Source organism: Burkholderia semiarida (assembly GCF_029268935.1).
GTDB classification, from domain to species: domain Bacteria; phylum Pseudomonadota; class Gammaproteobacteria; order Burkholderiales; family Burkholderiaceae; genus Burkholderia; species Burkholderia semiarida.
The window spans coordinates 76,559-90,136 of sequence record NZ_JAHLCL010000001.1 but is presented as its reverse complement, the minus strand read 5'-3'; the positions used below and the strand labels follow the sequence as shown (position 1 = coordinate 90,136).

Below are 13,578 nucleotides of genomic sequence, written 5' to 3'. Positions count from 1 at the left end.
GCACGCCGTCGTGCTGCGATTACGCCTCTTCGGCCCACGACATCCCGTCGCGCGCGAGCAGCGCCGACGAGGCCGCGGGCCCGAACGTGCCGGCCGTGTACAGGCGCGGCCGGTCGCCGAGCTGCTTCCAGCCGTCGAGGATCGGCTCGACCCACGACCACGCGGCTTCGAGCTCGTCGCGGCGCATGAAGTGCGTGAGGCGGCCGCGGATCACGTCGATCAGCAGCCGTTCGTACGCTTCCGCGCGCCGTTCCGGAATCGCCTGCTGCAGGTCGAGATTCAGGCTCACCGGCACCATGTTCATGCCGCTGCCCGGTTCCTTCGCGAGCATCTGCAACTGGATCGACTCTTCCGGCTGGAGCTGGATCACGAGGCGGTTGCCGTAATTGCGCGGGCCGGTCGGGATGATCGAGAACGGCATGTCCGCGAACTCGATCACGATTTCCGACTGGCGGCGCTGCAGCCGCTTGCCGGTGCGCAGGAAGAACGGCACGTTCGCCCAGCGCCAGTTGTTGATGTGCGCGCGCAGCGCGACGAAGGTTTCCGCGCGGCTGTCCGCCGGCACGTTGTCTTCCTCGAGATAGCCCTTGACCGGCTGGCCGTCGACGGCGCCCGCCGTGTACTGGCCGCGCACCGTGTCGCGCGCGACGTCCGACAGCGACATTGGCCGCAGCGAGCGCAGCACCTTCAGCTTCTCGTCGCGCACCGCGTCCGGGTCGAGCGACACGGGCGGCTCCATCGCGACGATGCACAGCAGTTGCAGCAGGTGGTTCTGCACCATGTCGCGCAGCGCGCCGGTATGGTCGTAGAAGCCCGCGCGGCTGCCGACGCCGACCGTCTCCGCGACCGTGATCTGCACGCTGCGGATGTTCGGCGCCTGCCACAGCGGCCCGAAGATCGGGTTGCCGAAGCGCAGTACCATCAGGTTCTGCACGGTTTCCTTGCCGAGATAGTGGTCGATCCGGTAGATCTGCGATTCCTCGAAGTGCTTGCCGACCGCGTCGTTGATCGCCTTCGCCGACGCGAGATCGTGGCCGAGCGGCTTTTCGAGGACGACGCGCGAATGCGCGTCGACGAGGTGCGCGGCCGACAAGTTGTCGCAGATCGTCGTGAACAGTTCCGGCGACGTCGACAGGTAGAACACACGCACGGCCTCGCCGCGCGCCGCTTCGGCGAGCCGCTGGTAGTCGTCCGGCGCGTTCACGTCGATCAGCACGTACTTGAACAGGTCGAGGAAGCGGGCCCACGCGTCGGCGTCGAACGCCTTCGCGTCGATGAACGGGCGCGACTGCTCGTCCATGAACTTGCGATAGCCGTCGATGCCCCAGTCGCGGCGGCCGACGGCGATGATGCGCGTCTCGGGCGGAAGATTGCAGTGCAGGTGCGCCATGTACAGCGCGGGCAACAGCTTGCGGGCGGCCAGGTCGCCGCCGCCGCCGAAAATGATCATGTCGACGGGCCGGTCGGCCGCGGTCTGGGAAGGCTGATTCGTCATGGGAGGTTCGCGGTTTGAAACGGTGAACGTGAAACGAACGTCGAGGGCATCGGGCGCCGGTTGGCCGGCGCCGGTACGGCAAAACGCTAATAGTGCACCGTTTTGATGGTTTGCGTCTGTGTTCGCGCGATGTAACGGGGCTTGCATTTTCGATGATGGGTCGATTATGATTGAGCGCTCACTCATTAAAGGAATCGACCGTGGCTCGACCGCGCAGTCCCGACAAGCACGAAGCCATCCTCGCGGCGGCCGCGCGCGCGCTCGCCGAGGACGGCGCGAGCGCGACCACCGCGCGCATTGCGCGGCTTGCCGGCGTGGCGGAAGGCACGGTGTTCACGTACTTCGAGACCAAGGACGCGTTGTTGAACGCGCTGTACGTGAGCCTGAAGGCCGACATGCGCGAAGCGATGATGACCGGGTTTCCGGAACATGCGCCGGCCGAGCAGGCGGTGCGGCATGCGTGGAACGGCTATGTGTCGTGGGGCGTCGCGAATCCGGACGGACGGCGCGCGCTGCGGCAGTTGGGCGTGAGCGGGCGCATCGACGATGCGCATCGGGCCGCGGGCTCGGAAGGCTTCGGCGGGATCGGCGCGCTGCTGCGCGAACAGGTCGCCGCGTCGGGCGCGTTGAGCCGCGACGAAGCGCATGCGTTCTGCTCGGCGTTGTTTACGTCGATCGCGGAAACGGCGATGGAGTCGATCGCACGCGATCCGGCGCGGGCCGATGCCTACCGGGAAGCGGGGTTTCGCGCGATGTGGGCCGTGTTGCACGCGGTGTGAGTCTAGTATTCGCGTCGTGGCGGCATGTGCCGCGGCGACGGCGGCGCGTTTCAGGCAGGACGACGCAGGTCACGAACGATCGATGCGTCGCCCATATTAATGAGTGAGTAATCATTCATTTTGGTGGTTTCATCACGATCAAGGAGTGGAAAATGTCGAAAGTCTGGTTGGTAACGGGAGCCGCGCGCGGCCTCGGTCGCGCCATTTCGGAAGCGGTGCTGGCAGCGGGGGACCGGCTGGTGGCCGGCGCGCGCGATCCCGCGCGACTGGCCGATCTGGCCGAACGGTATGGCAACCGGCTGCTGCCGGTCGAGCTCGATGTCACCGACGAAGCGGCGGCCGCGCAAGCCGTCGCGGCGGCGCGCGCGGCGTTCGGCCGTATCGACGTGCTGGTGAACAACGCGGGCTACGGCCACACGGCGCCGTTCGAGCAGATGAGCGCCGAAGCCTTCCGCGACCAGATCGAAACGAACCTGTTCGGCGTGGTCAACCTCACGCGCGCGGTGCTGCCGACGATGCGCGCGCAGCGCGCGGGGCACATCTTCCAGGTGTCGTCGGTCGGCGGGCGTACGGCGACGCCCGGACTGTCCGCATATCAGGCCGCGAAGTGGGCGGTCGGCGGATTCAGCGACGTGCTCGCGAAGGAAGCCGCGCCATTCGGCGTGCGCGTGTGCACGCTCGAACCGGGCGGCATGCGCACCGACTGGGCCGCGCAGGCGAAGCGCGACATCGACGATCTGCTGCCCGACTATCAACCGTCGGTCGGGAAGATCCTCGACCTGCTCGGCGCGTATGGCGGCCACGAGATCGGCGATCCCGCCCGGATCGCGGCGCTGATCGTCGACCTGTCGCGCCGCGACGACGTGCCGCTGCGCCTGCTGCTCGGCGGCGATGCGCTGTTCGTCTGCGAGCAGGCGGAACGGCAGCGCGCGGAAGAGGCGGCGCGGTGGCGGGATGCGACGCTGTCGACGCAGTTTCCGGATGCGGTGCTGCCGGACGGGCTGCGGGCGTTGAAGGAAATTGGCTGAGCCGGGCGGTTCGTTGCCGGCGGCATCGACATGGCGCCGGAGCGCATGCTCTGGGGCACCGACTGGCCGCACCCCACGCAGAAGATGGACAAGCCCGACGATGCAAACATGCTGGACGTGATCGCGGGCTGGATCGGGCGTGCGGACTGGCAGCAACGGATATTCGTCACCAATCCCCGAAGCTGTACGGATTCGCATAGCGCGGGGAGGATGTCGCGAAACTTGACGCCGCCAACAAAACGATGTCCCCCGCAATCGGGGGATACGTTTGAAGGCGGATGGCGCAAGCGCCCGCGCGGTCGTGCTCATAACGCAAGGCCCATTCGACCTGATACCCGCTTCGACGATCTGGTACGGGTTGCGACGGCGACTTCGCTCGCCATCGAAAAAGACGGCAACCCAAAACCGCGTATCGCTTATCCGATCGGCCTGTTCTTCGATGGTATCGCCTGGCGTTGATGCACTTCGCGTGCCATCTCAGAGAATCGAGCGGTAGGTGCCGCCCTCGACGCGCACCGCGGCGCCATTGGATGCCGCACCCAGAGGACTGGCGAGCAACGCCACCATCGCGGCAATCTCGTCGGCCTCGATCATGCGGGCAATCAGCGAGCTCGGACGATACGTGTCGAAGAAGTGCGATTCGATTTCCGCATCGGTCATATCGGGCCGCGGCGCGGTTTGGCGAAGATATGCGACGATGCCTTCGGATCGCGTGGCGGATGGCAGTACGCTGTTGACGGTCACGCCGGTTCCCTTCGTCAGTTCGGCCATTCCGCGCGAAACCGCGAGTTGAGCCGATTTGCTGACACCGTAGTGCACCATGTCCGGCGGCGTGAAGGCGCCGACTTCGCTGGACATGAAAATCACTCGCCCCCAGTTCTTCGCGAGCATGCGCGGAAAGTAATGACGCGACAGCCTGACACCCGACATCACGTTGACGTCGATCATTCGCAGCCAGTCGTCGTCGGTGATCTCCGCGAACGGCTTGGCTTCGTAGTAGCCGAGATTGTTCACGAGAATATCCGTGTCCGGTTGTGCATCGATCAGCTCCGCGACGCCTCGGTCGCCGCTCACGTCGGCGACGATGCCGCGTACGCTGCCGCGCGGCGCGGCAGCGCAGAGCTCCGCGATGGCTGCGTCGAGCTTGTCTCGTTGCCGCCCCGTGATCGTGACCGCGACGCCTTCCGCGGCCAACGTTCGCGCGATCGCCATGCCGATGCCGGCAGTGGCGCCGGTGACGATCGCAGTTTTTCCTTCAAGTTGCAGATCCACGGTTTGCTTCTCCTTTACTCATCGAGTAACCGGCATTGCCGGTCGATTGCACGGCATGACTACTTGAGCCGCTTCAGCATTTCGCCGGCGACGTCCAGCGCCGACGCCGGATTCTGTCCGGTGATCAATTCACGGTCGGTGACCATGTGCGCGGTAAACGGCACCGCGTTGCTGCTGTAGATTCCACCCGCGCGCTGCAATGCAGTCTGCGGATAGAACTTCATCGCGCCGCCGCCGAGCAGCCCTTTGGCTTGCTCTTCTTCCGCGTTGCTGATCACCGTCATCCGGTAGCCGGCGTAGATCCATTTCGTGTCGCCATCGCCCGCGTTTCCCGCCGCGAGCTTTCGTACAAAGCCCGGCGCATCGGGCAGCGTCGACAGCAGCGCAATCGGGCCGTGGCAAACGAGCGCCGTGGTCTTGCCGCGCGCGTGAAAGTCGGCCAGCAATCTGCCCACGGCGGCACTGGTCGACAGGTCCTGCATCGGCGCATGGCCGCCGGGAACATAGACGGCATCGAAGTGCGCGTAGCCGATCTGCTCCACCCGCGACAGGCTGATCACCGGGGAATGCGTGCGCGACGTGATTTGTAGCCGGTCCAGCAAGGCCCGATAGTCGCGCATCGCGTTCTCGTCGCCGTTGAAGTACATCTTGTCGGCCGACGTGACGTCCAGCGTCGGCGCCTTGCCCTCCGGCGTGGCGAAGGTCACCTGATGGCCGGCATCGAGCAGCGCCTTCACGGGCTGCATCAGCTCGTTCAGGTAGAAGCCCGTCGCGAAGACCTTGTCATCCTTCAGGTCGAGGTGATCGGAATCCGACAACACCACGAGCACGTTGGCCGCATGAGCGCCGTACGCGGCAATGCCGAGCATTGCCGCAACGGCGAGCTTGCGCATCGAATACATCGTTTTCTCCATCGGGAAGGTTCAAGCTTGTCGTGAACGGGCGAGCAACAGATGACGCATCGCGGCGCCCACGCCGGCGGCCGACTGCGGGTTCTGGCCCGTCACCAGCCGTCCGTCGACGACGACCTTGGCGGTCCAGTTCGGCACGGGATGGTGAAGTGCGCCGCGCTGCTTCAAGGTGCTCGCGAGCAGGAACGGCACAACGCGATCGAGCTGGACGGCCCGTTCTTCCTCGTCCGTGAAGGCGCTCAGATTCTTGCCGGCGACGAAATATGTGCCGTCGCCGAGCTTCACGTCGACCAGTGCGGCCGGCCCATGACACACCGCGCCGACCACGCCACCCGCGTCATGAATGTCGCGGGTCACTTTCTGCACGTCGGGATTGCCCGGAAAGTCCCACATCGCGCCGTGGCCGCCGGCAAAGAAGACAGCGGCATACTTCGACGCATCGACGTCGCCCAGCCGCTGCGTGTGGCGGAGCGCGTCGCGGAAATCGCGGTCGTTCCAATAGCGCGCATTGATTTCATCGGTCAGGTCGAGCCCGTCGACCGGCGGTTCGCCGCCCTGAATCGATGCGAATTCGACGGGAATGCCGGCCGCGTGCAGTTCAGCCAGCGGATGAGTCACTTCGCCGAGATAGAAACCGGTCGGCTCGCCGGTTGAGCCTTTCTTCGCGTGGCTCGTGAGTACGAATAGAACCTGCAGATGCTGCCGCTCGCGATGTTCGCCATTCATGCTGTGCTCCTGGATTTCAACGGGTGACTCGACGATGCAGTCACGACGCACGCACTTTATTTGGCTCATCGATGAAGATAAACTGGCGCGAAAGTAAAGCTTTTGTTCTTTGGAGGACAAGATGGCGCGTAAATTCGACCATCTCGGTGACGTGGAAGCGTTCGTGACGGTGGTCGAAAAAGGCTCGATGACTGCCGGTGCGGTCGCATTGGGGAGCACGCCTTCCGTGTTGAGCCGGGCCATCACACGTCTGGAGGCCCGGCTGGGCACGCAGTTGCTGCGTCGTTCCACGCGGCGGTTGAGCCTGACGGAGCACGGCAGGCTCTATCTGGAGCAATCGCGCGCGGCGTTTTTGCTGATCGATGACGCCGAGCGGGCCATTCAGGGGCACGGCGGTACGTTGACCGGCCATGTCCGGCTGAGCGTACCGACGACGTACGGGCACTATCGTCTGCCGCCGCTGCTTCGACGCTTCACGCGGGAACACCCGCACGTTCGCGTGGAGTTGAACATCGCGAACCGGAACGTGGATCTCGTGGCCGAAGGTTTCGACCTGGCGATCCGTCTGGGCGAATTGCCGGACAGCGGTCTGGTCGCGCGCAAGCTCGAGGATGCGGCGCTATGCCTTGTCGCGTCGCCCGAGTACGTCGCCCACGCCGGCACGCCCGGAAACGTGGCCGACCTGGAGCACCATCTTTGTTTGCCGTTCATGCTGCCCAGCAGCGGCCGTATCGCGCCCTGGGTATTCCGTGACGGCGATCGCGACATCGATTGGCTGCCGGCTTCGAATGTCGCGGTGTCCGACGACGTGCTCGGTGTCGTGTCGATGGCGCAGAGTGGCGCCGGTATCTGCCAGACCTATGACTTCATCGTCCAGGATCGGATCCGGGCCGGAAATCTCGTCGAGGTATTGCCCCATCTGCGCGGGCGCACACGGCCGTTTTCAGTCGTGTACGCACCGCATCGCCGCCTGTCGGCCGCGTCCCGCACCTTGATCGACATGTTGGTCGCGTCGACGGGCGAGGCTTGAAGCGATTGCGATACGTTCTGCGCTGTGGCACGCGGTGGAAGGGCCGGCGCCACGGTCGTCAAATGCCAGCGTCCCGTTCCGTCGGTAACTGGCCCATGTTGACGCAGTATGTTGACGTCAACGGAACGTGGGACGTTAACATGGCGACGGGACGACCGAAGGCGGAACTCGTGCTGAACGAAGACGAGCGTTGCGAGGTGACGCATTGGCGAGCTACAAAGATGGCTGCTTACCGCCGGCGCCGGGCCTCGAGGCGACATCTTTACCTCGCAAACGGTGACAGTTTCATTTTTGTTCTACGGCTCGCGGCCTCATGAATATCTGATGCGTAGGCGCATCGTGCGTGCACGGCTGCTGCTGCTCGAATCGCGCGCCTTGTGCGGCGCGCGCCGGGAGAAAAACAAGTCAACGTACCGACGCAACGAGGATAACGATGAATTCCGCGACTGACGTGATGGCGGTGGATCCATGAAAGCAGACGCTGGGTCTGCTTCTCCAATTGTGCCGAAGCGACGATGCGCGATCGTTCGCGTCTTCGAGCGAGTCGTTGTGTGCACACCGGACGGAACGTCGGTTGCGCCTGCGGACGACCGCCGCGGAGCGGCGGACTGTCTCGGTGAGGTTCGTCGACCGCGTGAGCGCGACAGCGGTAACGATGGCATGGCACGATTCGACGCATTGTTCGTATGGCGATCAGGCGTGGCATGCAACTCGCGCTCGCACCAGCGCGGTGTGTGCGATCAGCGGCCGGCCGGTCCTGCCCGGTGACGCCGTCTATCAGCCCCGTGGCCGCCCAAGGCCGCTCAATGCCGACGCGATGATCCTTGCGTCGGCGCTCCACGAAGCGGAAGAGAATCGTTGATGTCTACGAGACTTGGGCAAGCTTCGTTCGGACGGGATTTCGGTTACGGGCGTTTCAGCGATGCGTGAGGAAGCCATAGCCGGATCTAATCGAAAGCCGTACCCGTATCTGACCGAAAGCCACGGTTGTGACCCGTCAGGCCGCGTTAACCCTGATTAAAAAACGTTATCACGGTGAAAAATTCCGCATCTTATTGAACCGATATCGGCTCGATATAGTGGCTCGCTTTCCCGCACGCCTCGCCCGGCGTGCGCAGACGAACGGCAGGAGCCCCTTGATGACCACCGATACCCGATTCACCGAAGTCGAGGATCTGATGCCCGCCGCCGGCGGGCTGCGCGAGATCCGTCACCACATCCATCACCATCCGGAACTCGCATACGAAGAGCACGACACGGCCGCGCTCGTCGCGGACAAGCTCGAGCAATGGGGCTGGCAGGTGACGCGCGGCGTCGGCAAGACGGGCGTCGTCGGCACGCTGCGCGTGGGCGACGGCGCGCGCAGCATCGGCATTCGCGCGGACATGGATGCGCTGCCGATCGTCGAGGCGACCGGCCTGCCGTATGCGAGCGGCACGCACGGCAAGATGCACGCATGCGGCCACGACGGCCATACGACGATGCTGCTCGGCGCCGCGCAGCATCTCGCGAAGACGCGCAACTTCTCCGGCACCGTACACCTGTATTTCCAGCCGGCTGAGGAGCACGGCGTCGACAGCGGCGCGAAGAAGATGATCGACGACGGCCTGTTCGAGCGCTTCCCGTGCGACGCCGTGTTCGGCATGCACAACCATCCGGGCGCGGCGCCGGGCGTGTTTCTCACGCGGCGCGGCCCGTTCATGTCGGCGGGCGACAAGGCGATCATCACGATCGAAGGCGTCGGCGGCCATGCGGCGCGGCCGCACCTGACGGTCGATCCGGTCGTCGTCGCGGCGAGCATCGTGATGGCGCTGCAGACGATCGTCGCGCGCAACGTCGACCCGTCGCAGCCGGCGGTCGTCACGGTCGGCTCGATGCACGCGGGCACCGCGAACAACGTGATTCCGAACGGCGCGCGCCTCGAACTCAGCGTGCGTTCGTTCAGCCCGGAAGTGCGCGCGCTGCTCAAGCGCCGCATCACCGAGCTGGCCGAAACGCAGGCCGCGAGTTACGGCGCGACCGCGAACGTCGAATACATCGAAGGCTATCCGGTCGTCATTAATTCGGATACCGAAACCGACTTCGCGGCTCAGGTCGCACGCGAACTCGTCGGCGATGCGCACGTGGTCGAGCAGACCGACCTGCTGATGGGCAGCGAGGATTTCGCGTTCATGCTGCAGCAGCGGCCGGGCTCGTTCGTGCGGCTCGGCAACGGCGAAGGCGAGGACGGCTGCATGGTGCACAACCCGAAATACGACTTCAACGATCGCAACCTGCCGATCGGCGCGGCGTTCTGGACGCGCCTCGTCGAGCGTTACCTCGGGCAGTGATCGCGGCGGCGGCGTGCGGCCGGCGCTTCCGGCTGCTTTGACAGGAGAGGATAGCGATGCAGAAAGACCATCTCGCGCTGCACCCCGCGTCGACGGGCGCCGTCGAAGGCGATGCGCGCGGCGCGCCTGCCGTCACGCGACGCGGCGCGATCGCCGCGGCCGTGATCGGCAACTGGCTGGAATTCTTCGACTTCACCGTGTACGGCTTCTTCGCGGTGCTGATCGGCAAGCTGTTCTTCCCGTCGAGCGACCCGACCACGTCGCTGCTGCTGTCGGTCGCGACCTTCGCCGCCGGCTTCTTCACGCGGCCGCTCGGCAGCGTCGTGCTCGGCGTCTACGCGGACCGCAAGGGGCGCAAGGCCGCGCTGAACCTGACGATCATGCTGATGGCGCTCGGCACCGGGCTGATCGCGATCGCGCCGACCCATGCGCAAGTGGGCGTGGCCGCGCCGTTGCTCGTCGTGTTCGCGCGGCTGTTGCAGGGCTTCTCGCAGGGCGGCGAATTCGGCGCGGCGACGTCGACGCTGCTCGAACAGGGCGGCACGTCGCGCCGCGGGTTCCGCGCGAGCTGGCAGCTCGCGACGCAGGGCGGCGCCGCGCTGATGGGCTCCGGGTTCGCGGCGCTGCTGTCGAACACGATGACGAAGGACGCGCTGGAAAGCTGGGGCTGGCGGCTGCCGTTCCTCGTCGGCGTGCTGATCGCGCCGGTCGGGATGTTCTTGCGCCGCCGGCTCGCGGACGACGCGCCCGGCGACCGTCATCACGGCATCGAGCGCGGCGTGCTGCACGAACTGTTCTCGAAGCACACGCGCACGGTGGTGCTGCTGATGCTCACGGTAATGGGCGGCACGGTGTCGACCTACATCCTGACCTTCTACATGCCGACCTACGCGATTCATACGCTCGGTCTGCCGATGAAGCTGTCGATGTTCGTCGGCGTCGCGTCGGGCTGCGTGATGCTGGTCACGTGCCCGCTGTTCGGCTGGCTGTCGGACAAGCTCGGCAGCCGGCGCCTGCCGATCTTCGTCGGCCGCGGCGTGCTGGTCGCGCTGCTGTTCCCGGCGTTCTGGCTGATGAACCATCATCCGACGCTGTCGGTGATCCTGCCGCTGACCGCGCTGATGCTGTTGTTCTATTCGCTCGGCTCGGCGTCGGAAATGGCGCTGATGTGCGAGTCGCTGCCGCGCCACGTGCGCGCGACGGGCATCTCGATCGCGTATGCGCTCGCGGTGACGATCTTCGGCGGCACCGCGCAACTGATCGCGACGTGGCTCGTGAAGACGACCGGCAGCAAGCTCGCACCGGCCGGCTACGTGGCCGCATGCGTGGTGCTGTCGCTGATCGCGGTCGCGATGCTGCGCGAGACGGCGCGCGAATCGCTGGACTGACGCGCGATGCGGGTGGCGGCGCGGCCATGCGCGCCTACCGCCCGCGCATCGCTGGATCGCGGAGCAGTATTTCGATTTCAACCCGTACGGCGACCGAGCGTCGCGCTGGCTCGTTCTCCCGATTCCCCTTTTCATCGGTTCAGGATCATCGATGCAGATTCGCACCACGCCGCTCCTGTCGCCGTCGATCGGCACGCAGCGCACGCTGACGAGCTTTCATTTCGGGCCGGCCGACTGCGGCCGCAAGATCTACCTGCAGGCCGCGCTGCACGCGGACGAGACGCCCGCGATGCTTGCCGCGGTCATGCTCAAGCAGCGCCTCGCGCAACTCGACGCCGAAGGCCGGCTCGCGGCCGAAATCGTGCTCGTGCCGGTGGCCAACCCGGTCGGCCTCAATCATCATCTGCTCGGGCAGTTCATCGGCCGGTTCGATCTCGCGAGCGGGCGCAACTTCAATCGCGGCTTCCTGCCGCTCGCGGAGATCGCCGCGCGTGCGCGCGACCGGCTGGGCGACGACGGCGTGCGCAATCGCGCGATCGTGCGCGAATGCGTCGGCGCGGCGCTCGATGAAATCGCGCCGCGCACCGAATTCGATGCGCTGCAGCTTGCGCTGCTGACGCTGTCGCACGACGCCGACGTCGTGATCGACCTGCATTGCTCGCTCGAAGCGGTGATGCACGTGTACACGAGCGACACCGCGTGGCCGGACGTGGAGCCGCTCGCGCGTTATCTCGGCGCGGAGGTGTCGCTGCTCGCGGAGGATTCGGGCGGGAATGCGTTCGACGACGCGCATCATCTGTTGTGGTCACGGTTGCGCGCGCATTTGCCGTCCGGCACGCCGATGGCGACGGGTACCGTGGCCGTGACGGTCGAGTGTCGCGGCCAGCGCGACGTGACGTACGACTACGCGGGCCGCGACGCCGGCGCGCTCGTCGACTATCTCGTCTGGTGCGGCGCGGTGCGCGGCGAACGCGCGCCGCTGCCGCCGCTGGCCGCGCCGGCCACGCCGCTCGCGGGCAGCGAGCAGTTTTACGCGCCGGTGAGCGGGATTCTCGTGCACCGTGCGCCGATCGGCGCGATGATCCGCGCCGGCGATCCGCTGTTCGACATCGTCGATCCGCTGACGGATGCGGTCACGACGATCTCGAGCGCGACCGACGGCGTGTTCTACATGCGGCGCGCGATCCGCTTCGTGACGGCCGGCGCGCCGCTCGGGCGCGTGACGGGCACGGTGCCGGTGCGAAAGGGGATGCTGCTGGGGGCGTGACGACGCCGTGTCCGACGGATTCGGAGCGCAATTTCGTTCCCGTCAAATTGATCGGACGCGCGCGCGCCCGTAAATTGAGCGACGCGGAGTTCGCTCCGTGTTTTGCAAGAAGGATGTTGCAGAGCGATTGGAGTTTTCGCGGGCGGCCTGTGTCGCCCGTTTTTTTATTTCACTGCGACGACGGTTCGGCAGCGGGCCGATGTCGGCGCCCTCGAGGAGCACGCGAGCGGATACCGGACGATTGCGGCCGCGGCGCATAGGAGGCAACAACATGATCCGACGTAAGGTTGTCGTCGCATCGCCCGTCGCGACACGAACCCTGTTGGGGAACATCCGCGCCTTGATCGAAGCGGCGCGGCAGCGCGCCGCATCCGCGGTGAATAGCGAGCTGACGATGCTTTATTGGCGCATTGGCCGGCTCGTTCATGTCGAAGTCCTTGCGGGCAAACGGGCCGACTATGGTGAGGAAGTGCTTCCCACGCTTGCGGCGCAGTTGACGAAAGATTACGGCGGCGGCTTCGCCGTGAAGAATCTTCGCCGCATGGTGCAGTTTGCCGTGACCTTTCCGGACGAGCGGATTGTCGTATCGCTGATACGACAATTGAGCTGGACACATTTCATTGCGTTGATTCCGCTGAAAGACCCGCGTCAACGTGACTACTATGCGCAGATGGCCAATGTGGAACGCTGGAGCGTCAGGACGCTGCGCGAGCGTATCGACTCGATGTTGTACGAGCGCACCGCGCTTTCACGGAAGCCGGATGCGCTGATCGCCACGGAGCTGGCAACGATGCGGGATGCACAACGCATGTCACCCAGCCTCATCATGCGCGATCCATATATTCTCGATTTCCTGGGTTTGCGCGACACCTGGCAGGAAGGCGACCTGGAGACCGCGATCATTCGCGAAATGGAAGCCTTTCTGCTGGAGCTGGGTGCCGGCTTCACGTTCGTCGCGAGGCAAAAGCGCATCCAGATCGACGACGAGGATTTCCATCTCGACTTGCTGTTCTACAACCGGAAGCTGCGGCGGCTGGTCGCTGTAGAGTTGAAGGTCGGTGAGTTCAAGGCCGCGTACAAGGGGCAGATGGAGCTGTATCTGCGCTGGCTCGACAGACACGAGCGGGAGGCTGATGAAGCGCCACCCCTTGGAATCATTCTCTGCACCGGAAAAAAATCAGAGCAGATCGAGCTGCTGGAACTGGATAAGTCCGGCATCCACGTGGCGGAGTATCTGACGGCTTTGCCGCCGCGTGCGGTGCTGACCGAACGGCTGCAGCAAGCGATGCAACGGGCACGGTTGCAAATCAGGCCCCGCAGCGCAGCGCGGAATACGGACTGATGTGTTCCGC

General features: G+C 65.3%; 13 protein-coding genes and 1 pseudogene. 10 read left to right on the top strand and 4 right to left on the bottom strand.

Going from position 1 to position 13,578, the window contains the following annotated elements; genetic code table 11:
* Positions 1-19: 19 nt before the first annotated feature.
* Positions 20-1,495 carry a glucose-6-phosphate dehydrogenase gene (gene zwf / locus KPB06_RS00405; protein WP_059581987.1) on the bottom strand — a complete coding sequence of 492 codons (1,476 nt, stop codon included), beginning with the start codon at positions 1,493-1,495 and terminating at the stop codon, positions 20-22.
* Between the two features lie 200 nt (positions 1,496-1,695).
* On the opposite strand from zwf, the gene KPB06_RS00400 reads away from it, so the two are divergent.
* The 4 genes and pseudogenes from KPB06_RS00400 to KPB06_RS00385 all read left to right on the top strand — a co-directional run bounded on the left by KPB06_RS00400 (position 1,696) and on the right by KPB06_RS00385 (position 3,761).
* On the top strand, positions 1,696-2,274 hold the full coding sequence (locus KPB06_RS00400; protein ID WP_226223602.1) for a TetR/AcrR family transcriptional regulator: 579 nt from the start codon (positions 1,696-1,698) through the stop codon (positions 2,272-2,274).
* Between the two features lie 152 nt (positions 2,275-2,426).
* On the top strand, positions 2,427-3,302 hold the full coding sequence (locus KPB06_RS00395) for an SDR family NAD(P)-dependent oxidoreductase (RefSeq protein ID WP_059581993.1): 876 nt from the start codon (positions 2,427-2,429) through the stop codon (positions 3,300-3,302).
* Positions 3,303-3,326: 24 nt separating this feature from the next.
* Positions 3,327-3,502 (top strand): annotated as a pseudogene (locus tag KPB06_RS00390) (amidohydrolase family protein); the annotation flags it as partial.
* 22 nt (positions 3,503-3,524) lie between these two features.
* Entirely contained in the window at positions 3,525-3,761 is a 237-nt protein-coding gene (locus KPB06_RS00385) for a hypothetical protein (protein ID WP_275905258.1), read from the top strand.
* Positions 3,762-3,779: 18 nt separating this feature from the next.
* Here the strand turns inward: KPB06_RS00385 and KPB06_RS00380 are convergent, their stop codons facing one another.
* From KPB06_RS00380 to KPB06_RS00370, 3 genes are read right to left on the bottom strand one after another with little or no spacing between them, the layout of a single operon-like run.
* Positions 3,780-4,574, bottom strand: a complete 795-nt coding sequence (locus tag KPB06_RS00380; protein WP_124860256.1) for an SDR family NAD(P)-dependent oxidoreductase — start codon at positions 4,572-4,574, stop codon at positions 3,780-3,782.
* Positions 4,575-4,633: 59 nt separating this feature from the next.
* Complete coding sequence (locus KPB06_RS00375) at positions 4,634-5,476, bottom strand: type 1 glutamine amidotransferase domain-containing protein (RefSeq protein ID WP_059641700.1); 843 nt, start codon at positions 5,474-5,476, stop codon at positions 4,634-4,636.
* A gap of 21 nt (positions 5,477-5,497) precedes the next feature.
* The gene (locus tag KPB06_RS00370; RefSeq protein WP_275905519.1) at positions 5,498-6,211 is read right to left on the bottom strand and encodes a type 1 glutamine amidotransferase domain-containing protein; all 714 of its coding nucleotides are present in this window, start codon (positions 6,209-6,211) and stop codon (positions 5,498-5,500) included.
* 121 nt (positions 6,212-6,332) lie between these two features.
* Between KPB06_RS00370 and KPB06_RS00365 the strand changes: the two genes are divergently transcribed.
* From KPB06_RS00365 to KPB06_RS00340, 6 genes are all read left to right on the top strand, one after another.
* A complete protein-coding gene (locus tag KPB06_RS00365; RefSeq protein WP_059582208.1) occupies positions 6,333-7,241 on the top strand; it encodes a LysR family transcriptional regulator in 909 nt (302 codons plus the stop codon).
* A gap of 499 nt (positions 7,242-7,740) precedes the next feature.
* The gene (locus KPB06_RS00360) at positions 7,741-8,103 is read left to right on the top strand and encodes a DUF3331 domain-containing protein (protein ID WP_306427107.1); all 363 of its coding nucleotides are present in this window, start codon (positions 7,741-7,743) and stop codon (positions 8,101-8,103) included.
* Positions 8,104-8,380: 277 nt separating this feature from the next.
* Positions 8,381-9,571 (top strand): M20 aminoacylase family protein, encoded by a 1,191-nt coding sequence (locus KPB06_RS00355; protein ID WP_275905257.1) that lies wholly within the window; start codon positions 8,381-8,383, stop codon positions 9,569-9,571.
* A 56-nt stretch (positions 9,572-9,627) separates the two neighbouring features.
* On the top strand, positions 9,628-10,959 hold the full coding sequence (locus KPB06_RS00350) for an MFS transporter (protein WP_060011272.1): 1,332 nt from the start codon (positions 9,628-9,630) through the stop codon (positions 10,957-10,959).
* A gap of 151 nt (positions 10,960-11,110) precedes the next feature.
* Positions 11,111-12,226 carry a succinylglutamate desuccinylase/aspartoacylase family protein gene (locus tag KPB06_RS00345; RefSeq protein WP_099317977.1) on the top strand — a complete coding sequence of 372 codons (1,116 nt, stop codon included), beginning with the start codon at positions 11,111-11,113 and terminating at the stop codon, positions 12,224-12,226.
* A 271-nt stretch (positions 12,227-12,497) separates the two neighbouring features.
* Positions 12,498-13,568: a PDDEXK nuclease domain-containing protein gene (locus tag KPB06_RS00340; protein WP_060011277.1), complete on the top strand. Its 1,071-nt coding sequence runs from the start codon at positions 12,498-12,500 to the stop codon at positions 13,566-13,568.
* Positions 13,569-13,578 lie beyond the last annotated feature (10 nt).